The organism is Limnohabitans sp. DM1 (assembly GCF_001269385.1).
In the GTDB taxonomy this organism is placed as follows: domain Bacteria; phylum Pseudomonadota; class Gammaproteobacteria; order Burkholderiales; family Burkholderiaceae_C; genus Limnohabitans_A.
In genome coordinates this window covers 1-26,306 of record NZ_CXOO01000048.1, presented here as the reverse complement: position 1 = coordinate 26,306, position 26,306 = coordinate 1, and the positions used below count along the sequence as shown (strand labels likewise).

The window sequence follows — 26,306 nt, the reverse complement described above, 5'->3', positions numbered from 1 at the left end:
CCCCGTAGGTCGGTACTCGAAGAGTCCGGCGGTGGTTTCACCCGACCAGAGCGTCAAGCGCTCTCAAGTCACAATCTAGCCCCTTGTGACGACACACACCAAACACACTTTCCGGCATGCACACCCTTGAACAACTGCGCAGCGGCGCACTGGCGGGCACGCGTCGCCTCGATCTGTCTTGTGGCCTGACCGAAGTGCCGGACGAGGTTTTTGCCTTGGCCGACACGCTGGAGGTGCTCAACCTGAGCGGCAACCGCCTGCGCGATTTGCCACACCAGCTGAGCCAATTGCACAAGCTGCAGGTGCTGTTTGCGTCAGACAATGACTTCACCGCGCTGCCCGAAGTGCTGGGCGATTGCCCGGCTTTGCACATGGTCGGCTTCAAGGCCAACCGCATTGCACAAGTGCATGCCGCCGCGCTGCCGCCCGCTTTGCGCTGGCTGACCCTGACGGACAACGCCATCGGCCAGTTGCCCAGCGAATTGGGCCAACGCCCGGCTTTGCAAAAGCTGATGCTGGCGGGCAACCAACTCACCGCGCTGCCCGATAGCCTGCAGGCAGCTCAAAAACTGGAGTTGCTGCGCGTTTCGGCCAACCGTCTGGAACGCGTACCCGGCTGGCTGGTCGAACTACCCCGCCTGGCCTGGTTGGCACTGGCGGGCAACGCCATGGGCTGGACATTGCCGGGGGTGCCCGACTTGCCAACAGTGCCTTGGGCTGCATTGACGCCGGGCGAGTTGCTGGGCGAGGGCGCTTCGGGCCACATCTACCAAGTGCTGACCACGGGCTGGCCGCAACCCTTGGCGCTCAAGCTGTTCAAAGGGGCGGTGACCAGCGACGGCCTGCCCGAAGACGAACTGGCAGCCTGTCTGGCAGCGGGCCAGCACCCGAGCCTGACCACGCCGGTGGCACGGCTCACGGACCACCCCACGCAAGCCCGGGGTTTGCTGATGCCGCTGATTCCCGCCGCACACATCAATCTGGCGGGGCCGCCCAGCTTGCAAAGCTGCAGCCGCGATGTGTACCCGCCGGGCTTTCAACTCACATCCGCTTTGGCCTTGGGCATTGCCCACGATGTGGCCCATGCGCTGGCGCACCTGCACCAGCGTGGCGTGATGCACGGCGACCTGTATGCGCACAACATCCTGATGGACCCGGTGCACGGACAAGCCCGCTTGGGTGACTTTGGCGCGGCCACGCGATTGCCCAGGGACCAGAAAGAGCTGCAACAAAGCCTGCTGTCGCTGGAGGTGCGGGCTTTGGGGTGTTTGCTGGAAGAATTGGCCCTTGCGGCGCAGCCCCCATCGCCAGCCACTGCCATCACACCTTGGCATCACGAGGCAGGCACGTCCTCAACAGCAGACGATTCATCAGCCGACGCAGCCGTCCAAACCCTGCAATCACTGGCCCGTGCCTGCCTGTCAGATCAGCCGCGCCATCGGCCCACTGCGGTGGAGGTGGCGCAAGCCCTCCAAACCCTCAAGCCTTGACGATCGTGACTTGGTTGAGCTGGGCCTGCGCCTTGACCAGCGAGGGCACCATCTCACTGCCATAGCCCAAAGCCACGGCCGTGTTCAGGGCCTGGTGCACGCTGGTGCCAATCATCGAGGGCACTTTTACGCTCTCGGTCAGGTGCGAGTAGTAACGCAAATCCTTGGCCGCGTTGTTCAGCTCGAACTTCATCGCGCCGTAGTCGCCCTGCAGGGTTTTGCTCATCAGCTGGAACAGGCCCGAATTGACGCCGCCGGCCGAGATGACCTGCACCAATTGGTTCAGGTCCACGCCCGCCTTGGCCCCCACCGCAAAGGCCTCTGCTGTGGCGGTGCAAATGGCCTGCGCCACAAAATTGTTGAGCAACTTGATGACATGGCCTGCGCCCATCTCACCCACATGGAACACGTTTTCGCTGTAGGCGCGAATCACAGGCTCAATGCGGGCGAACACCTCGGGCGACGCGCCCACCATGGAGTTGAGCTTGCCCGCCTCGGCTTCGATGGGCGTGCGTGTGAGCGGCGCGTCCACATAAATCACGCCTTGCGCGGCGCACAGCGCGGCCAGGCGGCGGGTGGACTCGGGCTCGCTGGTGGACGTGTCGATGACGATCAGGCCCGCGCGCGCCTTGGACAAAATGCCCCCCGGACCAGCCACCACCGCCTCGACCTGGGGCGAGCCGGTCACACAAATGAGCACCGCATCGCATGCCGCCAAGTCGGCGTAACCGCCCACCTGGCGGGCACCTGCGGCCAACAAGTCCTGCACGGGCGCGGTGCGCTGGTGCACCGAAATCGACAAATCAAACCCCTTGGCCCGGATGTTTTTGGCCATGCCATGGCCCATCAAACCCGAAGCGCCGACAAATCCGATGTGTTGCATATGAGTCTCTGGTGTGTGGTGAATAGAGACAACCATTCTGGAAGAATGCGCAAGATGGGGCTGTCGCCTGTGCAGCCGGGGACGGCCCTCAGTGCGCCTGAAATCAAGCGTTCAGGTCAGCACTTGCAATCCGTGTTTTTGCACAATGTCCAGCAGCTTCAAGGCCATGCCGCTGGGCTGCTTGTTGCCGGTTTCCCACTTTTGAATCGTGGATTCACTGGTGTTGAGGTACAGGGCGAAGACCGGTTGACTCACATGCTCACGCTCACGCAATTGTTTGATTTGATCGGGTGCCAGCAAGGGGGGCGTGACCAAGCAAGAAGCATCAAATTGACGCATGGTGGCCTTGTCGATCCCGCCGACTTTGAGCAAGGCTTTGGCCGATGCGTGGGCTGCCTGCAGTGCATCGCTTTTGTATTTGGGTTTAGGCGTCATGACATATCTCCAGAAAATCACCTTCATCCAGCAATTGCTGAACCTGCGTTGAGGTCAGTCCTTTGTAGGCTTTGACCAGTGTGCGAAAAGCCATCAGCTCACTTTCATCAATGTTGTCTTTGTCTTTCTTGGCAAACAGAAACTCATAAATCCAAAAGTGCCCACTGTGCGCCAAGATGATGGAGCGATGTCGGTTTTCATCCAATCGTTTTTTGTAAACACCACCACCCAAATCGACCATTTGACCTTGGCCGATCTGTGTCACAGCTTTGCACAATTGCGCATCTGAAATTTTGGCCTTGCGTGCTTGTTTGTGAAACCATGCCGTCTTGAAAGTACGTGTCATTTGGTGTCCGCTCCCTGCTTAAAGTGTAGCACCAGGTGAGGTAATTGGGGTGGCTCAATGGCACTCACAACGCCAGCGCCGTCGTGTTCTTGACCTCTTCCATCACCGCGTAGGTGCGCGTCTCGCGCACGCCGGGCAGCTGCCACAGCACGGTGCCCGCAAATTCGCGGTAGGCGTTCATGTCGGCGGCGCGGGTCTTGAGCAGGTAGTCAAAGCCCCCGGCCACCATGTGGCACTCCATGATTTCGGGGCGCACCTGCACCGCCGCCTTGAATTGCTCGAACACATTGGGGCTGGTCCGGTCGAGCAGGATTTCCACAAACACCATCATCCCCGCACCCAGTTTGAGCGGGTTCAGCCGCGCCTCGTAGCCCAGGATGAACCCTTCGCGCGTGAGGCGCTGCACCCGCGCCAGCACCGCCGTGGGCGACAGGGCCACGCCTTCGGCGAGCTTGAGGTTGCTGATGCGGCCATCGCGTTGCAGCAGGTCCAGGATGCGGCGGTCGGTGCGGTCAATGTCTGGGCTTGAGGGGTTCATGCTTCACATTATTTATGGGATGGCCTTGATTTTGGTGAACTATTCGCCCAATTGATCGGGTGATGGCGAAACATGCCAAGCCAAAAAGTTTTTCTTCATGCTTTGTTCATCTGAGGTTCATGTAGGTGCATGCCACCCCGTCACAATCGGTGCATGTTTGGTCGACGTCTGAGTCTGGCGCTGGTTTGTCTGGCCTTGGCCGCTTTGCTGCAAGGGGCACTGGCGTGGTGGGCGATTGAATCGGCTTCAGCGCAAGTGACCCGTGGAAGGGTGGCCAGTGACCTGGTCAAAGGGCATTGGCAATTGGCCGCCAGCAAGCAGCGTCTGCGCAGTTGGACCTCACAAGCCTTGTTGCTGCCCAACGCCAATCCGGCCGAGCGTGACGCACACATCAGCGACATGCGCAAAACCCTCGACAGTTTGCAAGCCTTGACCCAAAAGGCCTTGGCTCTGGACACGGACGAAGCGCGTGCGCAGCGCGACTGGCGTGATCGGCAAGACACCCTGGCGATGCTGCGGCACAGCGTGGACGAACTGGATGTCGCCTTGCGCACTGTGCGCCCATTGCCTGCTGACGCCGACCCCGCCGCCACCTGGGATGCGTTCAAACGAACGTTCGACACCTCACAAGGCCAAGATTTGCGAGAGCACGTCAGGCAAACCATTGCGCGCGAGCAAGCTGCCGAAATGCGTGAACGCAACGCCGCCGACCGCGCCCTGCTGCAACTGGCAGGGGGTGTGCTGCTGGCCACTTTGGCCATTGCGCTGCTGGCCGCCACTTTTGCGCTGTATTTCGCCCAAGCACTGCGCAGGCCGCTGAACAACCTGAACAGTGGTGCGCAAGCCCTGCAGCGAGGAGAACTTCACCACCGCATGGACGAGCGCGGGACCGACGAGTTTGCCGCCGTGGCCCACACACTCGACACCATGGCCGTGGAGTTGCAGCAACACCGCGAGCGCGAAACACAAGCCCGGCACGAACTGGAGCGCCAGGTGAATGCCCGCACCGCCGAGCTTCAAGAGGCTTTGCATGCTCTGCAGCAGGTGGATGCGTCTCGCCGCCAGCTTTTTGCCGACATCAGCCACGAACTTCGCACGCCCACCACCGCCATCCGCGGTGAGGCCGAAATCGCGCTGCGTGGTAAAACCAAGACCAGCGACAACTACCAGGACAGCCTGCGCCGGATCGTGGAAATTTCTACCCAGCTGGGGCAAGTCATTGACGATCTGCTCACCATGGCCCGCAGCGATGCCCATGCCTTGTGGGTGCAGACCCAGGCCCTGCCTGTCGCTGCGCCGGTGAATGAAGCGCTTGCGCAGGTGCAGGCCCTGGCCCAGCAGCGGCGGGTGTCGGTGGTGTGGGACAACATGGCTTCGCCGGACTTGACCGTGTGGTGCGACGGCCCCCGTTTGCGTCAGCTGATGGTCTTGCTGCTGGACAACGCGATCCGCTACTCGAATGAAGGCGCTCAGGTGAGCTTGCAGACCTCGACCGATGGGAAAGACTGGCACGCCCATGTGGTCGACCAGGGCATTGGCATCTCGGCCGACGAACTGCCTCGCGTGTTCGAGCGGCACTTTCGCGGTGAGCAGGCACGCCGCCATCGGGCCGATGGCGTGGGCCTGGGCCTGTCTTTGGCGCTTGCGCTGGCCGAGGCCCACGGTGGAACACTCGACATCGCCTCGGTCGCCGGACGGGGCACCACCGTCAGCTTGAGCCTGCCCCTGAAGCAGAGAGAAAACGCATGAACATTCTGGTGGTGGAAGACGACCGCCGCGTGGCCGACTTTCTGGAGCGCGGCTTGCGTGCCGAAGGCCATGTGGTGCATGTGGCCCGCAATGGCCCCGACGGCTTGGCGCTGGCGCAGCGCGCACACCGCGAACGCCAAAGCGCCGACCCGCCCACGGTGGTGCTGCTGGATGTGATGCTGCCGGGCCTGAGCGGGCTGGAGGTGTGTCAGAGCCTGCGCGCGGCCCGGGTGGGCCTGCCCATCCTCATGCTCACCGCCCTGGGCACGGTGGAAGACCGGGTGGCAGGTCTGCGATTGGGGGCGGACGATTACCTGCCCAAGCCCTTTGCATTTGAAGAGCTGCTGGCCCGCATCGACGCCTTGGCCCGGCGTGCCCACAGCGAACCCCAGCTCAAAGCGGAGGCCTTGCAAGTTGACGATCTCTTGCTGGACCTGACCACCATGCGCGCTCGCCGGGGCGAAAAGCCGCTGGACCTGACCGCCCGCGAACTGGCTTTGCTGGAGTTGCTGATGCGTCACCCCGGGCGTTTGTTCAGCCGAGAACGCATTTTGGCCAATGTCTGGGGCACGCATGAGGACCCGCTCACCAATGTGGTGGATGTCTACATCCGCCGCCTGCGCAGCAAGATTGACGAGGGGCAGGGCCGCGCCCTGATCCACACAGTGCGTGGCTTGGGGTATCGCTTGGAATGATTCATCTGCCGTTCATGTGACGTGCACTTTCGTGTTCATGTGGCGCTTGCACACTGCCGATGTGGTCAATCAAAGGCCCACACAAAGTGTTTGAACGTCAACAACAGGAGAAACCTCATGAACGCAACTTTCACCCCCCGCCGCACCTGGCTGGCTCTGGCTTTGAGCGCCCTGTCCGCTTCGGCCATGGCCTTCACCCCCACCGTGGTCAACACCAACATCACCGAAGCCGATGTGAAAGCCGCGCAGGACGCCTGGGGCAAGGCCCTGATCCAGATCAGCGACGACTATGCCAGCGGCGGTCTGCCCAAGGCCAAGGCCACCGCCAACGCAGTGCTCGATGCCGCATACGGCTACAACATGGGTGTGGTGCTGTTCAAGCCCACGCTCACCCATGGCCAGCAAACCTTCCGCACCACCAAAGCCGGGGCCTTGGCCTACTTTGTGGGCGATGACAAGACCTTTGCCAGCGACAGCGGCTTTGCCCTCAAAGGCTGGAAAAAATACGAATACCGCAATGCCGGTGTGTTCATCAACGGCGACATCGCCTTGACCCAAGGCCATGTCATCCTGACCAACAAGGATGGCCAAGTCACCACTGTGGACAAAACCTGGGCCTTCAAGAAAGACAACAAAGGCCAGCTGCGCATCGTGCTGCACCACTCGTCCTTGCCGTTTCAGCCAGGCAAGTGATCGCGTCTTTCGCGCATGTCCCGAGGTGGCTTCTGGGCCCACCCATGGGACATGGCCTGATCGGATGGCACGGCGTCAACCCGTGTCGCTCGGATCGCTGTTCATATGTATTTTGTTCATCAATCTGATTGATATTTAGTGAAATATTCAGCGACAGATCCGGATGATGGCGATTCATGTTAGCCATGAACGCACCGATCACCCCCACTGCCCTGCCCACGGGCGCCTACTTCACCCCCGGCGGCCCTTTGCACCAGCGCAGCACCCTGCGCGAAGCCATCGCCCGAGCCACCCGCCTGCCTGAAGCGCAGGCCCTGGCCCCCTTGCTGGCCGCCGCCCGCATGAGCGGCGCCCAAGCCGAACGCACCGACGCGCTGGCCCGCCAGATGGTGAGGGGCATGCGCGAAGGCCCGCAACTGGGCGGACGCGCCGCACGCGTGCAAAGCCTGATGCAGACCTACGCGCTGTCCAGCGAAGAAGGCGTGGCCCTGATGTGCCTGGCCGAGGCGCTGCTGCGCATTCCCGATGCGGCCACGCGCGACGCGCTGATCCGCGACAAGATTGGCCAGGGCGACTGGCACCAGCATGTGGGCCGCAGCCCGTCGTTGTTTGTGAACGCCGCGTCCTGGGGCTTGCTGCTCACGGGCAAGCTGGTGGCCACGCACAGCGAAGGGGCCATGCTGACTTCGCTCACCCGGCTGATCGGCAAGAGCGGCGAGCCGCTGATCCGCCAGGGGGTGCAACTGGCCATGCAGATGCTGGGCGAACAGTTTGTGACCGGCGAAACCATTGACGAGGCCCTGCACCGCGCCCGCGCCATGGAAGCGCAAGGCTTTCGCTATTCGTATGACATGCTGGGCGAAGCGGCCCTGACCGAAGCCGACGCGCAGCGTTACATGCAGGCCTATGAAAACGCGATCCACGCGATTGGCCAAGCATCCAACGGCCAAGGCGTGGTGGACGGACCCGGCATCTCGATCAAGCTGTCGGCCCTGCACCCGCGCTACAGCCGTGCCCAGCACCAGCGGGTGATGGATGAACTGTTGCCACGGGTGTTGAAGCTCACCGAGTTGGCCCGGCATTACGACATGGGCCTGAACATCGACGCCGAAGAGGTGGACCGCCTGGACATCTCGCTGGACCTGCTCGAAGCGCTGTGCCAGGCCCCCAGCCTGCAGGGTTGGAATGGCATCGGCTTTGTGATCCAGGCCTACCAAAAGCGCTGCCCCTTGGTGATCGACTTTGTGGTGGACTTGGCACGCCGCACAGGCCACCGGCTGATGATCCGCTTGGTCAAAGGCGCGTATTGGGACAGCGAGATCAAACGTGCCCAACTGGACGGGCAAAGCGACTACCCGGTCTACACCCGCAAACACCACACCGACGTGTCTTACCTGGCCTGCGCCCAAAAGCTGCTGGCCGCGCCGGAGGCGGTGTACCCTCAATTTGCCACGCACAACGCGCACACTCTGGCGGCCATTGTGAGCATGGCCCAGGACATGCACGGCGGCTACGCGCCGGCCCAGTACGAGTTTCAGTGCCTGCACGGCATGGGCGAACCGCTGTACCGGCAGGTGGTGGGCCGAGCGAGCGCCGCCGGGCCGTACCAAGGCGCGAGCACCCCCTCGGGGGGCAGCGGGCTACACGGCGTGAGCCTGCGTGGGGGCCAACAGTTCTCGCGCCCTTGCCGCATCTACGCCCCGGTGGGCACGCACGAAACCCTGCTGGCTTACTTGGTGCGCCGTCTGCTCGAAAACGGGGCCAACAGTTCATTCGTGAACCGCATGGGCGACGCCAGTGTGACCATCAGTGATCTGGTGCAAGACCCGGTGGCACGCACCGAAGAAGACGCCCAGCGCGAAGACAGCAGCCCCGGCCAGCCCCACCCGCAAATCGCGCTGCCCGCGCAGCTGTATGGCGCGGCCCGTCGCAACTCCAGCGGGCCAGACCTGGCGCACGAGCCCACACTGCGCCAATTGGCCGCAGACATGCAAGCGCAGGTGCAGCCTGTCACGGTGACGCCACTGACCGCATCACCCGCCGCAGGGGGTGCCATCCACACCCTGCGCAACCCTGCCGACCACAGCGATGTGCTGGGCACGGTGCAATTTGCCAGCGCGGCCGATGTGGAGGCTGCGCTGCAAGCCGCGACTGACTTTGCCCCGGCATGGGCCGTGACACCCCCCGCGCAACGCGCCGCCTTGCTCGACCATGCGGCTGATCTGCTGCAAGCCGATGCACCCCGCGTGATGGCCCTGCTGGTGCGCGAAGCAGGCAAGACCTGGAGCCACGCCGTGGCCGAGCTGCGCGAAGCGGTGGACTTTTTGCGCTACTACGCCGCACAGGTGCGCCGCGACTTTGACCCCGGCACCCACACGCCGCTGGGCCCGGTGCTGTGCATCAGCCCCTGGAATTTTCCGCTGGCGATTTTTGTAGGGCAGGTGGCTGCCGCGCTGGCTGCAGGCAATCCGGTGCTGGCCAAACCGGCCGAAGCCACCCCCGCCATCGCCGCGCTGGGCGTGCAAACACTGTGGGCGGCGGGTGTGCCACCAGCTGCTGTGCAGTTGTTGCCAGGCCGGGGCACCGAAGTGGGCATGCAGCTGGTGCGCGACGCCCGCGTGCAAGGCGTGCTGTTCACCGGCTCCACCGAGACCGCCCGCGTGCTGCAAGCGGCGCTGGCCGAGCGCCTGAACGCGCATGGCCAGCCTGTGCCCTTGATCGCCGAGACCGGCGGGCAAAACTGCATGGTGGTGGATTCGTCGGCCCTGCTGGAGCAAGTGGTCACCGATGCTGTGGCCTCGGCTTTTGAGGCGGCCGGTCAGCGCTGCTCGGCCCTGCGCGTGCTGTGTGTGCAGGGCGATGTGGCCGACCGCCTGATCGCCATGCTGCAAGGCGCAATGGCCGAGATCACCCTGGGCACGCCCGCGCAACTGAACGTGGACATGGGCCCGGTGATCGACGAGCGGGCGCGCTTGGGCATCGAAGCACATGTGAGCGCCATGCAGCAGCGTGGCTGCCGAGTGCACCGCATGGCCCGCAAGGCGCCGGATGAGACGAACGCGTGGCCCATCGCAGGCGCCCACCCCGTGGGCGATCAAACACCTGTCGGGGCTGAAGCCACCGACCTACAGACACACGGCTTTGTAGGAGCCAGCCCTGCTGGCGATCAGCCGCTTGCGGACCACAAGCCATCGCTTGAAGGGCAAGCTCCCACAAAATCCTCGTGGCCCATCGAAGAAGCCCACCCCGTGGGCGATCAAACGCCTGTCGGGGCTCAAGCCACCAACCTACAGACACATGGCTTTGTAGGAGCCAGCCCTGCTGGCGATCAGACGCTGGCGGACCACAAGCCATCGCTTGCAGGGCAAGCTCCTACAAAATCCATGCAAAGCGCAACACCTGAAAGGTCAAAAAATTTCAACGCCTTGCCCGCAGGCACCTACATACAACCCACGCTGATCGAAATCGACCGCATCGCCCAATTGCAGCGCGAAGTGTTTGGCCCGGTGCTGCACATCGTGCGCTATGCACGCAGTGAACTGCCCGAGTTGCTGCATAGCATCCACGCCACCGGCTACGCGCTCACACTGGGCGTGCACTCGCGCATCGAAGAGAGCATCGCGCAAGTCATTGACCACAGCCACGCGGGCAATGTCTACGTGAACCGCAACATGGTGGGCGCGGTGGTGGGCGTGCAGCCCTTTGGCGGCGAAGGCCTGTCGGGCACCGGCCCCAAGGCGGGTGGGCCGCTTTACCTTTTGCGATTGTTGGCACGTTGCCCGCAGGACGCCGCCTTGCGCAGCGTGCAGGCCTGCGGCGCGGCAGCGCTGCCTCAGGCCACCCCTGCGCTGCAAGCCCTGCACGACTGGGCGGTGGCCCAAGGCCGTTTGCCGCTCGCACATGTGTGTGCGCAATTTGCCGCGACCAGCCCAGCGGGTCTGCAAGCTACCTTGAGCGGCCCCACGGGTGAGCGCAACATCTACCGTGTGCAAGCCCGTGCGCGGGTGCTGTGCCTGACGGGCGAACAGCCCGGGGCCGATGCCGACCGGCTGACGCAATTGGCCGCCGTTCTGGCCGTCGGCAGCCGCGCCGTGTGGCCCCTGTCCCCGCAGGCGCTGCATGCACAGCTGCCTGCTGCGGTGCAAAGCCAGGTGACGCTGGAAGACTCCCACCATGGCCAGCCGGTGGATGCGGCCCTGCTGCACGGCGAAGCCACCACCACCCTGCACTGGCAAGCACAACTTGCCCAGCGCCCGGGGGCCATCGTCACGCTCACGGCCCTGCGCCCGGGGGACACCGCCGTGCCACTGGCGCGCCTGGTGAGCGAGCGCAGCATCAGCACCAACACGGCAGCGGCTGGGGGCAATGCCAGTTTGATGACCTTGAGCGTTTGAGCCAAGTGGGCTTTGTCACGCAGGCGGCAAAGCCCCCACATGGGCATGGCTACCATCGCGCATGCACCTGACCGCCTCATCCCCCATCCAATCCCTCGCAGACATTCACCGCATCGAGGCCACCCCCCTGGCCCAAGCCATGCCCTGGGCCAGCACCTACGACCTGATTCGTGCCAGCGCACAGGTCCACGCCCATCAGCCCGCCCTCACGTTCTTGGACAGCGGACAGGTCGGTGGCCCCGCCACCACCTGGACCTACAGTGCGCTTTTGCAGGGTATCCACCAAACCGCCAATTTGCTGTTCACCTTGGGCCTGCGTTCGACCGATGTGGTGGCCGTCTTGTTGCCCGGTGGGCTGGCATACCACCTGGCCTTGTGGGGCGGCGAAGCGGCGGGCATTGTGCAGCCGCTCAACCCGCTGCTGAGTGAGGACAAGCTGGTGTCTTTGCTGCAAGCCAGTGGTGCACAGGTGCTGATTGCTCATGGGTTGGACGACGACAGCCAACTGCGCAGCAAAGCCCTGCGCCTGCAAGCCCAATGCCCCACCCTGAACACCGTGCTGCTGGTCCACCCGGATGGTGGGGCGTTGCCTGCGGGCGATGCGATGCCTGCGGGCGTGCAAGACTTTCACGCCGCACGCGCTGTGCACGTGGGTGATCGGCTCATCAGCGGCCGTGTGTTCCAGCCCCAAGACACCGCCGCTTACTTTCACACTGGCGGCACCACGGGCGCGCCCAAGCTGGCCCGCCACAGCCATGGCGCGCAGGTCTTCACCGCCTGGGCCAACGCGCAGATGCAGGGCTTTCAAAGCAACGACGTCACCATCAACGGTTACCCGCTCTTCCATGTGGCGGGCGTCTTGCCCGGCGCTTTGTGTTCGCTGGCGGTGGGCATGCACATCCTCATTCCCACGGCCAGCCTGTTTCGCAACCGCGAGGTGATTCAGAACTACTGGCGGCTGGTCGCGCACCACGGCTGCACCCTCATGTCGGGTGTGCCCACCGTGCTGGCGGCCTTGGCCGCTGTGCCGCTGAACGGTGCCGACATTTCACGCCTGCGTGCGGTGCGCACCGGAGCAGCACCGCTGCCGCCCGAGCTGGCGCAACGCTTTGCGCAAACGTTTGGCCTTCAGATCAACGAAAGCCTGGGCATGACCGAAACCGCAGGCCTGAGCACCGTGGCCCCACCGGGCCTGAGCGCACCGGCTGGCTGTGTGGGCTGGCCACTGCCCCACGCGCAAGTGCGCATCGCGGCCTTGAACAGCGACGACCAGGCTACAGGCCAAGAACTGCCCGCTGGCGAAAAAGGCATGGTGCTCTACCGTGGCCCCAATTTGTTTTCCGGCTATCTGGACGCCGCAGAGACAGCCCGCAGCTTCACGGCAGACGGCTGGCTCATCACGGGCGATGTGGGCTTCATCGACACACAAGGCCGCCTGCACCTGTCGGGCCGGGCCAAGGACCTGATCATCCGCAGCGGCCACAACATCGACCCCAAAGTGATTGAGGACGCACTGGGTGCCCACCCGGCTGTGGCCTTGTGCGCCGCCGTGGGCGCGCCCGATGCGTATGCGGGCGAGCTGCCCGTGGCCTTCGCCACGCTCAAACCCGGCGCACAAGTGAGCGCCGAAGAACTGCTGGCCTTCACCGCCCAACGTGTGGACGAAGCCCCCGCCAAGCCCAAAAGCATCACCCTGCTCGAACGCATGCCGGTGACCAATGTGGGCAAGATTTACAAACCCGAGCTGCGCACCCTGGCCACGGGTGCCGTGGTGCAAGCGCTGGTGGATCAGGTTTACACGGGCGCCCCCCACACCCGCCCCCGCGTGAGCGCACAAGGCGACCTGCCCGTGAGCGTGACCGTTCACCGCGAAGGCCACCCCGACATGCACCGCGAGCTGCAAGCCCTGATCGCCGAACTGCCCGTGAAGGTGCAGTGCTTGAGCGAACCTTGAGGTCTGGCCACCGTGAGCCAGGACGGCATCTCCAGCGTCAGCCTGGGTGGCTGTGTGCCTCCACCTTTCATCAGCAACATTTTCTAGGGTAGTTGCGGTGGGCGACGGGCCTACGCGAGGGGCTGGCGCTGAATTTCAATGCATGTATTTTTGAGATCTTTCGCTGCGCTAGGTCAATTTTTCTATCTCATCCGATACAGCCTTGCTAAAGAGATCGGCCAACAAATTCAACTTTTCATTCACTTCAGCGGGAATAGATGACGGCGATACATGGGTGACCAAACGGTGCAACTCCCCTTTTCTAAGCAGCATCTGTCCACCCATTGAAACGGCAAGGCGGCGGAAAAATTCTTCAGCAAACGTGCTGAGTTTGAGTCGTTCGGTTTTGGCTTCCCACAACACACGGGCAATTTCAGCGTTCGCGTCGACCCAAGCGTCAAAATCTGCACGAACACCGTCAAACACTTGCTCCAACACCAACTGTGTGAGTACATCATCCACGGCTTGATGTATGTGCTGGGCAAACAAGTCATCGCTTGGGTATTGCTCCTTTGCATATCGACGCAAAAGTTCCGGCGTGATGAAATAGTTTTCAGCTTCATAACGCTTCCAATAAACAATTTGCAACGCGTCATCCCGCTGGCTTTGCCGGTTACGCCCGTCGTTATCAAGAATCGCCAGACCTTTGAGCTGGGGCAGAAGGTTGCGCAAGCCATTGAAATGTTGCCGGGGCGTGATGCCAAATCCACCTTCCACGCGCTCAAGTTCGGCTTCTATGTCCTGCCCCGGATAGTTGTTTTGGACATAAAACGAATTGATTCGTTCATCCCAAACGGTCGCTACAGGATGCTTGAGTTGTTCAGCAAGTGCGCGCAACATGTCCACATCTGTACCCCCCTCGACGTAGAGCACATAACCCCGCTCACGCGCCTTGACGTAGTGTTCGGCACCAAAATGTTTCAGGCTATTTCGGATATCGTGTTTGCCAGCCAAATCATCAGCTCGACCATCCAACAAAAGTGTCAGATTGTTGTCCAGTGCCTCTTCCAAAATGACTTCGGAATGGGTGACTAAAACAACTTGAGACCCGTTTTGACTAGCGATATCGCGCAACAACACATAAATCTGTTTTTGCCGCAGGATCTCCAAATGGGCATCTGGCTCATCCACCAGCAAAATGCTTTTTTTGTGTGAATACAGATAAGCGAATATCAACAGCATCTGTTGAAAGCCCCTGCCAGACGATGAGACATCCAATGTTTCTTTCACCCCAGGCTGCCGATATTGCAACTCAATGCTGCCGCGTGTCGTTTCAGAGGGCTCCAACAGCTCGACATTGAACAAGCGGTGCATCAAGTTGGCAATGCGTTGCCAATCCTCTACGGAAGAACGAACCACCATCAAGCACAAATTGCGCAACACTTGCGCCGTCTGCCCTTGTCCTAACAGAACATCAATGCGTCCAGGTTGCAACAACGGTTCCTCGGTTTCCAAGCCCGACATTGGGTAGAGCAATTCAACCTTGAGCATGGCAGCATGCTGAATCAACGCCATGTCGCCAATGATGGAAGGGTCTGGTGTGCAATACACCAGCTCATCACCTTGATTGCGAAAACGCATGGGCAATGCAAGCACTTTTCCTTTGAACTCTACACCCACGGTAATCACCAATGCGACATCCTTGGTGCCCGTACGTACCTGAGTGTTGTGCCAGAAAAAACGTGTGCGTTGCACAGGGACAGCGACAATGTTCAAACGGTTCAGCCCTGTGGCTGTCCGCTCCTTGGCGGAGGAGTCTTTGCGTGTGTCGTACCAGGTGCGAACAGCTTGGGACCACAGTGCCAGCGCCTGGATGGCACTGGTCTTGCCGCAATTGTTCGGGCCAATGAGGACGGCTGGATGCGCCAATTCGATGCGTTGACGTTCCCCAAAACGTTTGAAGTTTTCAATTTCAAGATAGTGCAGTAAACGCATGGCCTCTGTTCTCGTTGGGATTTTTGAAGTCTCGTACGTCGATGTTGAGCGCTACGGATGCACTTTTCAACTCAAGTGCTTGCCAATGATCCCTGCCAACTCGAACATGGTGGCGCTGTCTTTGCCAAACACCGCTTGCAGCTTGCTGTCGGCCTTGATGGAGCGCTTGTCGGCGGGGTCTTGCAAGTTGTTGGCCTTGATGTAGTCCCAGATTTTTTTGACCACTTCGGTGCGGGCATAGCTACCGTCTCCAATCACGGCCATCAGGGCGGCGCTGGGCTTGAGGGTGCCGACTGCGGCCTTGCGCGGCGCTTTTTCTGCAGCGGGCTTGGCGGCTTTTTTGGCAGCGGGGGCTTTGGCGGTTTTGGCGGCCGTCTTGGTGGCCGCTGCTTTGCCAAAAGGCGTTTTCTTGGCGGCCGTCTTGCGCGGCGGGTATTTCTTGCCGCCTTCGCGCGGCTCGAACTCAAACGTCACTTTGCCCTCTTCGGGGTTCCAGGCCAGCATGGCCTTGAAGCTGCGGCGGGTGCGGTTGCTGACGAACTTGTCGAGCACATCGGTTTTGCCGTTGGTCAACAGTTTGACGACCTGCTCGCGCTCCACCGGTTGCTGCAAGATGAGTTTGCCGGTCTTGAAGTCGCAGCTGGGCGTCGGTTGCTCGTTCGTGGGCACGGCTTTGCTGCACAGGTAGTTGCTGCCGTGCTCGTGCACCGGGCTGCCGCACTTGGGGCAAGCGCCCAAGGCCTCGTCGCTGAACTCGACGATCTCGCCGCTCTCTTCGTTTTTCTTGTCGTCACCAAAGTCGAATTCGAGCTTCCAGTTTTTCTCTTCTTCGTTGTACTTGAGCGCCATTTCGGCCACAAAGGGCCAACCGGCCTTGGAGCGGAAGCCGTCCAGCGGCCCGATCTTCTTGTCGCGCATGAACTGCTCGACTTCGGCCGGCTCGAAGGTGCGGCCGGCAGGCGACTTGCCAAACGAGAAGCCACAGCCGTCGCTGGCCCCATCGGCGCCATTGCAGGTGTAGCGGCGGTAGTTTTCCTTGACCACGCCGCCGCAGTTGGGGCATGGGGTGCTCAGCGTGGCGTAGTCGCCTGGCACGGTGTCGCGGTCGTACTCTTTGGCCTTCTTGACGATGTGCTCGGTCATGGCCGCGATCTCGGCCATGAAGGAGGCGCGGCTCAATTTCCCTTGCTCCATTTGCGCGAGCTTGTATTCCCACTCGCCGGTCAGTTCGGGCTTGGAGAGTTCTTCCACCTGCAGGCCGCGCAGCAGCGTCATGAGCTGGAAGGCCTTGGCCGTCGGGATCATCTCGCGGCCTTCGCGCAGCATGTATTTCTCGTTGATCAGGCCTTCGATGATGGCGGCGCGGGTGGCTGGCGTGCCCAGGCCTTTTTCCTGCATGGCTTCGCGCAGCTCGTCGTCATCGACCATCTTGCCCGCGCCTTCCATGGCGCCCAGCAAGGTCGCTTCTGAATAGCGGGCAGGGGGGCGGGTCTTCAAACCCTTGGCCTCGACCGACTCCACACCGACCTGTTCACCCGGCTGCACCGGCACCAGGTTCTGGCCCTTGTCACCGTCTTTGGCGTCTTCGACTTCGGCGGCAGCTTCCTTGCCGTAAATCGCCAGCCAGCCCGGCTTGACCAGCACCTTGCCCACGGTTTTGAAGCTGTGGCCGGCGGCCACGCTGATGCGGGTGGTGACTTGGTATTCGGCGCTGGGGAAGAACACCGCCATGAAGCGGCGCACCACCAGGTCATACAGCTTTTGCTCGGCCTCGGACAAGCCGCTAGGCGCTTGCAGCGTGGGGATGATGGCGAAGTGGTCCGAGACTTTTTTGTTGTCGAACACACGCGGGATCTTGCGAACGTAGTTGTTGTTCAGTGCCGTGAGCGCGTGCGGGGCCAGGTGGCGCATGCCGCTGTCGGCCAGCATTTCAAAGGTCTGTTTGGCCACGGGCACGTAGTCTTCGGGCAGGTGGCGCGAGTCGGTACGGGGGTAGGTCAGGGCCTTGTGGCGTTCGTACAGGCTTTGGGCCAGCGCCAGCGTGGTCTTGGCCGAGAAGCCAAACTTGCCGTTGGCCTCGCGCTGCAAACTGGTCAGGTCAAACAGGCCGGGGCTCGCTTGTGTGGTGGGCGTGGCCTCTTCGGTGACGGTGGCTTTTTGGCCGCGCACGGCGTTGACGATGGCTTGTGCCTCGGCAGCGGTCCACTTGCGGTCGGCTTTCTTTTCGGCGTCTTCTTCTTTACGCCACTTGGGGTCGAACCACTTGCCCGGATAGGTGCCTGCGGCGGCGGCGAATTCCGCGTGGATTTCCCAATAGTCGCGGCTCACGAACTTGCGGATTTGCTCTTCACGCTCGACCACCACGGCCAGCGTGGGCGTTTGTACCCGGCCCACGGTGGTCAAGAAGAAACCGCCATCGCGCGAGTTGAAGGCGGTCATGGCGCGGGTGCCGTTGATGCCCACCAGCCAGTCGGCTTCAGAGCGGCTGCGGGCGGCGTCGGCCAGGCCCTGCATTTGCTGTTCGCTGCGCAGGCTGTTGAAGCCGTCGCGAATGGCTTGCGGCGTCATGGACTGCAACCACAGGCGCTTGACGGGCTTGTTCAGCGGCTTGGCGCCGCCTGCGTACTGCTCGATCAGGCGGAAAATCAACTCACCCTCGCGGCCCGCGTCACAGGCGTTGATGAGGGCGCTCACGTCCTTGCGCTTGGCTTGCCTGACCACGGCAGACAGGCGGCTCTTGGTCTTGTCCACAGGCTTCAAGTCAAAGTGCGGCGGAATCACGGGCAGGTTGGCAAAGCTCCATTTGCCGCGTTTCACGTCGTATTGCTCGGGGGCCTGGATCTCCACCAAATGGCCCACCGCGCTGGTCACCACATAACTGTCGCTCTCAAAGTGGTCCTCGTGCTTTTCGAACTTGCCCGCCACCGGTGTGAGGGCCCGAACAATGTCTTGGGCCACCGAAGGCTTTTCTGCAATTACCAAAGTTTTCATGTCTATACAATCCGTTGTCTCGCGTGTGCACGCGCGCTCGCACACATGCACGCCTGGGCGCGCTCACGCGCACGCCCACATGAATTCACCATAACAAATTTTTCAACGCCGTGGCCAAAACACCTGCCCCTCGATCCGCCTCGCCATCCGGCAAACGCATCCAGGTTCGCCGCTCCGGCGTGCACGGCAAGGGCGTGTTTGCCTTGCAGAACTTGGCTGAAGGCGAGACCCTCATTGAATATGTGGGCGAGGTCATCAGCTGGGACGAGGCGCAAGACCGCCACCCGCACGACCCCAATGACCCGAACCACACCTTCTACTTCCATGTGAACGAAGACCGGGTGATTGATGCACTGCACGGCGGCAATTCTTCGCGCTGGATCAACCACAGCTGCGACCCCAACTGCGAGGCCGACGAAGAAAACGACCGCATCTTCATCAAGGCCCTGCGCAACATTGCAGCCGGTGAAGAGCTGAACTACGACTACGGCCTGATCATCGACGAGCCCTACACCCCCGAACTGCTGGCCGAGTACCCCTGCTGGTGCGGCGCCAAAAACTGCCGGGGCACGCTGCTCTCGCCCAAGGAACGCGAAGACACGCCCGAGATTCCCAGCCAGAAAAAGAAGAAGGCCAAGCCCAAAACGGATGCCAAAGCCAAGTCCAAGGTCGACGCAACATCCAAGTCAAAAGGGGATGCCAAACCGAAGACCGAGGCCAAAGCCCAGAAGAAGCTGGCAGACAAAGTCACCAAAAAGCGCTGAGCTGCCCTTGCAATCTTGCCGGTCGTCTTCTCGTCATTGACGCCTTTCGCCCTCATGGGATTGCCACGCTGGCTGCGAAATGACGAATAAACATGAAAACTGCGATGACGCCACTCGATAGCCCCACCGCCTGGCCTGCCGAAGCCATTTGGGAGCAGGTTTTCCCGCTTCTGCCAAATTTCACGGTGGAAATCCTGCCGGAAATTGACTCCACCAACAGCGAACTCATGCGCCGCGCCCGAGCCGGGCAGCACGAACCCACGCTGCTGGTGGCCGAACGGCAGAGCGCAGGCCGAGGCCGCATGGGCCGCGTCTGGCAAAGCCAGGCGGGTGATTCGCTCACGTTTTCGCTGAGCCTGCCCATGTCCCCCAAAGACTGGTCGGGGCTGAGTTTGGCTGTGGGACTGAGCCTGGCCGAAAGCCTGCATGCCGAGGTGGGCCTCAAGTGGCCCAATGACCTGTGGTTTAAGGCCCGCAAGCTTGGCGGCATCCTGGTGGAAGCGGCCAGCATGGGTGGCCGCAGCCAGGTGGTCATCGGCGTGGGGCTGAACATCCGCCCCCGGCCCGCCGAAGGCCTGAGCACTGCGCCTGCCGCCTTGACGGAATTGTTGCCTCAGCTCACCGCACCGGCTTGCCTAGCGCAGGTGGTGCCGCCCTTGATCCGGGCGATGCTGGACTTTGAACGCACGGGTTTTGCCCCCTTGCAGTCACGCTTTGAAGCGCGTGATGTGCTCAAAGGCCAGCGGGTTCACACCAGCGATGGCCTGCAAGGCCTGTGCCTGGGCCTCACCCCCGGGGGTGCGCTACGATTGCAAACCGATTTGGGCGTGCAGGAGATCCACAGCGCCGAAGTCAGCGTGCGACCCTTGCCCAAGGACACTTCTTCATGATGCGCTGGTTGTTTGGAATTTTGCTGCTGTGCAACGCCGTCGTGCTGGCCTGGGAGTGGGATGCGTTTAAACGCTGGGGTTGGGGTCCCAACATCCAGCGTGAACCCGAACGCTTGCTTCAACAAATCAGGCCTGATGCCGTGACCATCACCTTGCCGCCACGCCCGGCTGCCAGCGAGTCCGCCACTGCACCGGGCCCTGGCCTGGAGGCTTCAGACCCTTCGCCCGCCGAGGCGTCCCAAGATGCGGGCTCAGTGCCAGCGTCCCCAGCGGCATCGCAAGAACTCACCACATCAGCAGCCACACCGACTGCCACCCCTTCATCTGCGCCATCCACCACGCCCACCCCGGCCGCTGCGCGCTCTGATGCCAAAGCCGCCCGTTAACCCCTTTTGGAGACCTCTGCATGAGTCTGAAACTGTATTTCGCCCCGGGCGCCTGTTCGTTTGTGCCGCATGTGCTGCTGGAAATGAGCGGCACCGCCTTTGAACCCAACATGGTCAAGCTGCACAAAGGTGAACAAAACAGCGAGGACTACAAAGCCATCAACCCACGCGGGCAGGTGCCTGTGCTGGTGCACAAGGGTCAGGTGGTCACGCAGATTGTGGCCATCGTGCTGCACCTGGACCAGATTTTTCCGGATGCGCATTTCCTGCCCACCGAGCCCATCGCCCGTGCGCAGGCCCTGTCGACCCTGGCCTGGATGAACAACACGGTGCATCCCACCTTCACCCACATCTTCATGCCGCAAAAGTTCTCTGACCAGCCCGATGTGCAGGCAGCGCTGAAAACCTACAACACACAAGTGTTTCGCGGCATGCTGGGCGAATTGCAGTCACTGGTCCAGGCTGCTGCGGCCCAAGGCCAGAGCTGGCTGACCGGTGAACACTTCAGCCCCTTGGACGCCTACAGCCTGACCCTCACGCGCTGGGGCACTCTTGCAGGCATTGCGCCCGAGGTGCACCCCGAGCTGTGGTCCTTTGTGCAAAAGGTGGCGACCGTGCCCGCTGTGGCCCGTGTCATGGCGCGTGAACGCCTGCAGCTGAACATGAGTCCTGCCGCCTGAGCAGGTCAATTGGGACTTTGCGAGAGATTCTCGATCACCTGGCAGCTTGGCGGGCGGCGCAGCTGCCCTGACAGGCAAGGCCTCACTCCGCTCAGGCGGGCGGACGATAGAAATTGACAGGCAGTCCTGGCACATCCACCCGGGTAGAAAAAATGCAACCGGCCAAGGGGTAACGGGCCAATTCTGCGTCGCTGCGCCCTTGCCGGGAGGTGGTGATGAACAGGGTTTGCAGATCCGGGCCACCAAAGCAAGGCATGGTCGGGCAGGGCACGGGGGTGTCGATTTTGGCCAGGACTTCGCCCTGGGGCGACAGTCGCACCAGGCGCTGGCCTTCGTATTGGGCTGACCAATAGGCGCCTTCGGCATCCACGGCGGCGCCATCCGGGCGCCCCCCATAAGCCGACTGGCCGGGCTGACCCCAGACCCAGCCTGCCGGTTTGCTGGCAAATTGATGGAACACCCGCTCCTTGCTCACAGCGCCGCTGCTCGCCTCAAAGTCCCAGGCTCGCACGCAGTGCGCGGCGGTGTCGGCCCAATACAGGGTGCGGGCGTCGGGTGACCAGGCCAGGCCGTTGGCGGTGGTGGCACCATGCGCCATGGCCTGCAGATGGAGGCCTTGCATTGCATACAAAACCCCCAAGGCCTGGTCACGCGGCTCGTACATGCTGCCCGCCCAAAATCGGCCTTGCGGGTCGCATTTGCCATCGTTGAAGCGCAAACGGCCCGTGTCGTAGGGCGCGGCTGCCAGGGCTCGCAAGGGACCGCCCCATTCACGGGCCAGGTAAATGCCGTCACGCAGGGCCAACACCAGACCGCCGCTTTGCACCGGCGCGATGCAGCCAGGCTCCTGGCCCAGAGGCCAATATTCCACGGGTCCTTTGGTCTGATCGCCTTGAACTGACACCCTTGCAGCGCGACAGCCAGGAATGTCCACCCAGTACAAGCGCTGCTCATGCGGGTGCCAAAACGGCGATTCGCTCAGACCGTCGGGTGTGCGGCTCAGGGCGTTCCAAACGGGCGAAAGCTGGAGGGTCATGGTGTGTACAGGTTGGGGGTTTGGAGGGGCTTCATTTTCCACCGGCCATTCGCGCTTCATGTGCCTCATCCGATGCCGTACCCCAAAAGAATCTCCCGCCTTGATGGCCCCATGTTCATTGGCCACTGTATGCCAACTCTTTCATAGGAACAAAAACAGACACTTCTGGACTTTTTCGATCATAGACATGACTCATGTCATGTCATTCAGGGTTTATAGGGGGTGTCAATCGGGCGAACTTGATACATGGTCGTGAATGTTCATCACAACACCGCTTTGAGGAGACATCAATGAGCGTGAATTTCCAGGTCAACGGCAAGCCCGCCAAGGCCACGTCCGAATCAGACACCCCTTTGTTGTGGGTGCTGCGCGATGAGCTGGGCATGACCGGCACCAAATTTGGCTGTGGCGCGGCCTTGTGCGGCGCCTGCACTGTGCACGTCAATGGCCAGGCCGTGCGCTCTTGCCAAACCCCCTTGAGCAGCGTTGCGGGCAAAAAAGTGGCCACGGTAGAAGGCCTGTCCAAGAACAACACCCACCCCTTGCAAGTGGCCTGGATCAAGCACGACGTGCCCCAGTGCGGTTACTGCCAGTCGGGCCAGCTCATGAGCGCCGCCGCCTTGCTGGCCAAAAACAAGAACCCGAGCGACACCGACATCGACAACGCGATGAGCGGCAACATCTGCCGTTGCGGCACCTACCCCCGCATTCGCGCCGCCATCAAAGATGCCGCTGCCACGATGCGCACAGCCTGATAAGCCGGAGACCTCACATGATCGATACACAAACTTCCCGCCGCTCCTTCCTGAAAGCCGGTGCCGCTGCTTCGGGTGGCTTGTTGATGGCCCTGCACCTGCCCGGCACCCTCGGCCAGGCCATGGCCGCAGGCACCCTGCACACGCCCAACGCCTGGGTCCACATTGCTGACGACAACAGCATCACCATCCTGAGCTCTCACTCCGAAATGGGGCAAGGTGTGCACACCGCCATGCCCATGCTGGTGGCCGAAGAGCTGAATGTCGAGATGAAACAAATCCGCGTGGTGGATGCCCCTCCCGGCGCGGCCTATGTGAACGCCTTGCTGGGCGCTCAAATCACGGGCGGATCGACCTCGGTGCGTGGCGGCTGGGAAAAGCTGCGCGTGGCAGGCGCCCAGGTGCGCGAGATGCTGATTTCTGCCGCCGCTGCCCAATGGAACGTGGACCGCAGCCAGCTCAAGGCCGACAAAGGCATGGTGCTCGGCCCCAATGGCAAGAAGGCCACTTATGGCGCTTTGGCCGCAGCCGCTTCCAAGCTGCCCGTGCCCGAGAAACCACCCATCAAGGACCCCAAGGATTTCCGCCTGGTGGGCAAGCGCACCCCGCGCGTGGACACACCCGCCAAGACCAACGGCACCGCCGAATTCGGTATCGACGTCAAGTTGCCCGGCATGGTCTACGCCACTGTGCAGCAGTGCCCGGTCATTGGCGGCAAGGTCAAGAGTTTTGACGCAAACCATGCCAAGGGCATGCCCGGCGTGCAGGCCGTGGTGCAGATCAGCGATGGCGTGGCCGTGGTGGCCGACTCGTGGTGGCGTGCCAAGAAAGCCATGGAAACCGTCAAAGTGCAGTGGGACGAAGGCGCAGGCGCCAGCTTGAGCACCGCCTCCATCATCGACGGCACACGCCAGGCGGCCAAGTCCGGCAAAGTCATCGAGATCACCAAGCCCCAGGGCGATGTGGCCGCCGCCCTCAAGGGTGCAGCCAAGGTGGTCGAAGCCGAATACGTTTCGCCCATGCAATCGCACTCGCCCCTTGAGCCGATGAACTTCACCGCCCATGTGCAAAGCGACAAGATCCTGCTGATCGGGCCAACGCAGTTCCAGCAAGGCGTTGTCGGTGCCGTGGCTGCCGCGCTGAAGGCCCAGCCCGAAGACATCACCCTGAAAACCACCTACTTGGGTGGCGGCTTCGGTCGTCGCCTTGAGTTGGATTTTGTGGTGCAGGCTGCGGAAATCTCCAAAGCCGTGGGCAAGCCCGTCAAACTGGTGTGGACACGCGAAGAAGACATGATGCATGACTACTACCGTCCTGCCGGTGTCAACCAGCTCAAGGCCGGTCTGGACGCCAACGGCATGCCGGTGGCGATGCACTTCAAAGTGGCTTCGCAATCGGTCACGCAGCGTGCCTTCGGCCTGCCCAAGGACACGCTGGACCCCTTCATGGCTGAAGCCGCTGTGACGGGCTACAACATCCCCAACACCCAGCACGACCTGGTGATCCATGACACCGGTGTGCGCGTCGGTTACTGGCGCGCTGTGAGCCACAGCATGAACGCTTTTGCCAACGAAAGCTTCATTGACGAGCTGGCCAAAGCCGCAGGTCAAGACCCTTATGCCTACCGCATGAAGATGCTCGCTGGCAAACCGCGTTATGCCAACGTGCTGAAACTGGCCGCCGAAAAAGCGGGCTGGGGCCAGCCGCTGCCCAAAGGCCATGCCCATGGCATTGCCTTGATGGAAGGCTATGACAGCTACCTGGCCGAAGTCGCCGAAGTCAGCCTGAACAAGGACGGCAGCGTGCGTGTGCACAAGGTCACCGTGGCCGCTGACGTGGGCCACATGGTCAACCCCGACACGGTGGAAGCGCAGTTGCAGTCCAGCATTGTGTTTGGCGTGGGTGCGGTGCTCAAGCACCAGATCACCATGGCCAATGGGCGCGTGCAAGAGACCAACTACAACAGCTACGAGCCTGTGCGCATGTACGAATCGCCGCAGATCGACATCGTGCTGGTCAAGAGCACCGAAAAGCCCGGCGGCATTGGCGAGCCGGGTACGGCGGTGGCAGCCCCCGCCATTGCCAACGCGGTGGCCGCTCTCACAGGCAAGCGCGTGCGCAGCCTGCCCATCACGGCCGACGCACTGCGCACCGCTTGAACCCATTAACGGGCTCATGAGACTTGAAGCGTCAGCTCTGAGGTAACGGCCCCGCCTGGGGCCGTTCAGATGGGCGCACAAATGGGTGCGCTGTCATGGGTGTCTTTCGATGCATTCAGGCGTGCATTCATGGCGGCGTAGTCGGGCATCAGGAAAGGTTGTAAGAGCAACTTCAGTTTCTTGACCTGAGGTGACCCGTTGAAGGGCGGGCCACCGAGGCCAGGCCCGCCACCAGCCCCAGCACAATCATCAGAAACACCGAAACTCTTCTGTCCAGGCAAAGGACTGGTCAGTGGAAAACCGCACCAACACCTTGGCAAAAGTGATGAGCGAAAGCAGCCCCATCACGATGACCGTGAGCCCGTCTACGATTTTCTGAAACACACAGGGAGCCTCATCAGGTTCATCAGCAGCCACCTCGGCGGGCGCTTGCTCGGGCAAATGGGTCATAGGAATACAGACCAATTTGACAACTCATTGACCTTGGCACCCCTGCCCACAAGCCTCCAAAACAAGGTGGAAAACGCCCCTCGGGGAATAGGGATTACCCCATGCAAAAAGCCCGCAGACCGAAGTGCAGCGGGCTTTTGAGTTGATGCATAACAATCGTCCTCAACCAGCAAGTCAAGACGTTCACAGCCCACCGGCAAGGGCAATTCACGATGAACCCCCTGAGCAAAAACTTGCAAACTTAGTGCCTAAGCATCTATACCCGTCTGTTGTGCAGTGTAGATTAATTCATTGAGTTGATCATCAGCATGCAAAATGGTACCCCGGTATCTAGCAGTTTCGTAATTTTTTTGAACGGTGTAGGTTGCAGGCGATGACGAAGTAATGCTAGGAGCCTGGCACTCGGCACACATTTATAGCTCTGACATTGGAGTAACTATGTACTCAATTTCAGCTACAGTATTGATAACGTAAACGCGTGACACTTGCGGAACCAATGTGCATAGTTAGATTTATCCGACTACGCCTGATTTATCCAAACAACTTGCAATGTCTATTGCATCAAGCCCAATTAAGGGAGAGTAAAAATTTTAAATACTTTCGTATCTCGTCCAAACTGGGCTCCACTTGTGATCGAACAAAGACTTTCTGATTTCTACCAGTTGCTTGAAGACTCTGACTTCAAGGTCAACACTATTGGTAAAAGTCAGGCCCCACTAGCAGGCTGCTGAAATACTCAACGATTCAGAGGGGCCACCTTGCCCCGAAGATGCATTTTCAGATTTTCATTTCGCATTTTGAAATTCCAGTGGTTTGGAACGCTTCAAAACCGCGTTTTGACGCACCTATCCCTGCTTTTTTCGCTCATCGGGCACCTTGCAGACGCACCTGTTCCAGCGTGCGCAGTCGCGTGAGGTTGTAGGCCGTCATCGTCAGCACAAACATCTGATCGACTTTCTCCAAACCTCGCACCAACACCWGSCGCATGTGGCCCACAGTCTTAGCCCAACCAAAGCCTTGTTCGATGCGCGTGCGTTTTTCCCG

20 protein-coding genes and 1 pseudogene are annotated in these 26,306 nt (G+C 61.4%); 12 read left to right on the top strand and 9 right to left on the bottom strand.

Annotated elements, in window-relative coordinates; genetic code table 11:
- The first annotated feature begins 116 nt into the window (after window positions 1-116).
- A complete protein-coding gene (locus AMM33_RS17655; protein ID WP_090142590.1) occupies window positions 117-1,490 on the top strand; it encodes a leucine-rich repeat-containing protein kinase family protein in 1,374 nt (457 codons plus the stop codon).
- On the opposite strand, the gene AMM33_RS17650 is transcribed toward AMM33_RS17655, so the two are convergent.
- The 4 genes from AMM33_RS17650 to AMM33_RS17635 all read right to left on the bottom strand — a co-directional run bounded on the left by AMM33_RS17650 (window position 1,480) and on the right by AMM33_RS17635 (window position 3,692).
- Window positions 1,480-2,373, bottom strand: coding sequence for an NAD(P)-dependent oxidoreductase (locus tag AMM33_RS17650; RefSeq protein ID WP_090142589.1), 894 nt, complete (start codon window positions 2,371-2,373; stop codon window positions 1,480-1,482). The genes AMM33_RS17655 and AMM33_RS17650 overlap by 11 nt on opposite strands.
- A gap of 111 nt (window positions 2,374-2,484) precedes the next feature.
- Window positions 2,485-2,808 (bottom strand): helix-turn-helix domain-containing protein, encoded by a 324-nt coding sequence (locus AMM33_RS17645; RefSeq protein WP_090142588.1) that lies wholly within the window; start codon window positions 2,806-2,808, stop codon window positions 2,485-2,487.
- Window positions 2,798-3,154, bottom strand: coding sequence for a type II toxin-antitoxin system RelE/ParE family toxin (locus AMM33_RS17640; RefSeq protein ID WP_090142587.1), 357 nt, complete (start codon window positions 3,152-3,154; stop codon window positions 2,798-2,800). The genes AMM33_RS17645 and AMM33_RS17640 overlap by 11 nt, the downstream gene beginning before the upstream one ends.
- A gap of 64 nt (window positions 3,155-3,218) precedes the next feature.
- A complete protein-coding gene (locus AMM33_RS17635; protein WP_053173213.1) occupies window positions 3,219-3,692 on the bottom strand; it encodes an Lrp/AsnC ligand binding domain-containing protein in 474 nt (157 codons plus the stop codon).
- 153 nt (window positions 3,693-3,845) lie between these two features.
- On the opposite strand from AMM33_RS17635, the gene AMM33_RS17630 reads away from it, so the two are divergent.
- The 5 genes from AMM33_RS17630 to AMM33_RS17605 all read left to right on the top strand — a co-directional run bounded on the left by AMM33_RS17630 (window position 3,846) and on the right by AMM33_RS17605 (window position 13,177).
- Window positions 3,846-5,441 (top strand): sensor histidine kinase, encoded by a 1,596-nt coding sequence (locus AMM33_RS17630; RefSeq protein ID WP_194945544.1) that lies wholly within the window; start codon window positions 3,846-3,848, stop codon window positions 5,439-5,441.
- Complete coding sequence (locus AMM33_RS17625; protein ID WP_090142585.1) at window positions 5,438-6,136, top strand: response regulator transcription factor; 699 nt, start codon at window positions 5,438-5,440, stop codon at window positions 6,134-6,136. The genes AMM33_RS17630 and AMM33_RS17625 overlap by 4 nt, the downstream gene beginning before the upstream one ends.
- 117 nt (window positions 6,137-6,253) lie before the next feature.
- Window positions 6,254-6,829, top strand: coding sequence for a phosphoribosyl-AMP cyclohydrolase (locus tag AMM33_RS17620; protein ID WP_090142584.1), 576 nt, complete (start codon window positions 6,254-6,256; stop codon window positions 6,827-6,829).
- A 185-nt stretch (window positions 6,830-7,014) separates the two neighbouring features.
- Window positions 7,015-11,223: a proline dehydrogenase family protein gene (locus AMM33_RS17615; protein ID WP_228768213.1), complete on the top strand. Its 4,209-nt coding sequence runs from the start codon at window positions 7,015-7,017 to the stop codon at window positions 11,221-11,223.
- Between the two features lie 61 nt (window positions 11,224-11,284).
- Window positions 11,285-13,177, top strand: a complete 1,893-nt coding sequence (locus tag AMM33_RS17605; protein ID WP_090142583.1) for an acyl-CoA synthetase — start codon at window positions 11,285-11,287, stop codon at window positions 13,175-13,177.
- A 168-nt stretch (window positions 13,178-13,345) separates the two neighbouring features.
- Here the strand turns inward: AMM33_RS17605 and AMM33_RS17600 are convergent, their stop codons facing one another.
- Both AMM33_RS17600 and AMM33_RS17595 read right to left on the bottom strand, forming a co-directional pair.
- The gene (locus tag AMM33_RS17600) at window positions 13,346-15,151 is read right to left on the bottom strand and encodes an ATP-dependent nuclease (protein ID WP_090142582.1); all 1,806 of its coding nucleotides are present in this window, start codon (window positions 15,149-15,151) and stop codon (window positions 13,346-13,348) included.
- A 66-nt stretch (window positions 15,152-15,217) separates the two neighbouring features.
- Entirely contained in the window at window positions 15,218-18,142 is a 2,925-nt protein-coding gene (locus tag AMM33_RS17595) for a DNA topoisomerase III (protein WP_090142581.1), read from the bottom strand.
- A 110-nt stretch (window positions 18,143-18,252) separates the two neighbouring features.
- Between AMM33_RS17595 and AMM33_RS17590 the strand changes: the two genes are divergently transcribed.
- The 4 genes from AMM33_RS17590 (at window position 18,253) to AMM33_RS17575 (ending at window position 20,862) form a co-directional block, all read left to right on the top strand.
- The gene (locus tag AMM33_RS17590) at window positions 18,253-18,906 is read left to right on the top strand and encodes an SET domain-containing protein (RefSeq protein WP_090142580.1); all 654 of its coding nucleotides are present in this window, start codon (window positions 18,253-18,255) and stop codon (window positions 18,904-18,906) included.
- A 104-nt stretch (window positions 18,907-19,010) separates the two neighbouring features.
- The gene (locus AMM33_RS17585) at window positions 19,011-19,796 is read left to right on the top strand and encodes a biotin--[acetyl-CoA-carboxylase] ligase (RefSeq protein WP_090142637.1); all 786 of its coding nucleotides are present in this window, start codon (window positions 19,011-19,013) and stop codon (window positions 19,794-19,796) included.
- Window positions 19,793-20,182 (top strand): hypothetical protein, encoded by a 390-nt coding sequence (locus tag AMM33_RS17580; protein WP_194945543.1) that lies wholly within the window; start codon window positions 19,793-19,795, stop codon window positions 20,180-20,182. Before AMM33_RS17585 ends, AMM33_RS17580 begins: the two co-directional genes overlap by 4 nt.
- Window positions 20,183-20,202: 20 nt before the next feature.
- Window positions 20,203-20,862 carry a glutathione S-transferase family protein gene (locus AMM33_RS17575; protein WP_090142578.1) on the top strand — a complete coding sequence of 220 codons (660 nt, stop codon included), beginning with the start codon at window positions 20,203-20,205 and terminating at the stop codon, window positions 20,860-20,862.
- Window positions 20,863-20,953: 91 nt separating this feature from the next.
- Here AMM33_RS17575 and AMM33_RS17570 read toward each other — a convergent pair whose 3' ends face one another.
- The gene (locus AMM33_RS17570; RefSeq protein WP_090142636.1) at window positions 20,954-21,898 is read right to left on the bottom strand and encodes an SMP-30/gluconolactonase/LRE family protein; all 945 of its coding nucleotides are present in this window, start codon (window positions 21,896-21,898) and stop codon (window positions 20,954-20,956) included.
- 290 nt (window positions 21,899-22,188) lie between these two features.
- Here AMM33_RS17570 and AMM33_RS17565 point away from each other — a divergent pair, with 290 nt between their 5' ends.
- Together AMM33_RS17565 and AMM33_RS17560 are read left to right on the top strand one after the other, a co-directional pair.
- On the top strand, window positions 22,189-22,653 hold the full coding sequence (locus AMM33_RS17565) for a (2Fe-2S)-binding protein (protein ID WP_090142577.1): 465 nt from the start codon (window positions 22,189-22,191) through the stop codon (window positions 22,651-22,653).
- A 17-nt stretch (window positions 22,654-22,670) separates the two neighbouring features.
- Window positions 22,671-24,812, top strand: coding sequence for a xanthine dehydrogenase family protein molybdopterin-binding subunit (locus AMM33_RS17560; RefSeq protein ID WP_090142576.1), 2,142 nt, complete (start codon window positions 22,671-22,673; stop codon window positions 24,810-24,812).
- A 205-nt stretch (window positions 24,813-25,017) separates the two neighbouring features.
- Here AMM33_RS17560 and AMM33_RS17555 read toward each other — a convergent pair.
- A pseudogene (locus AMM33_RS17555) lies at window positions 25,018-25,262 on the bottom strand (TRAP transporter small permease); the annotation flags it as partial.
- 864 nt (window positions 25,263-26,126) lie between these two features.
- Window positions 26,127-26,306, bottom strand: a 180-nt coding sequence (locus tag AMM33_RS17550) for a transposase (protein ID WP_194945542.1), incomplete at its 5' end; no start/stop codon positions are given.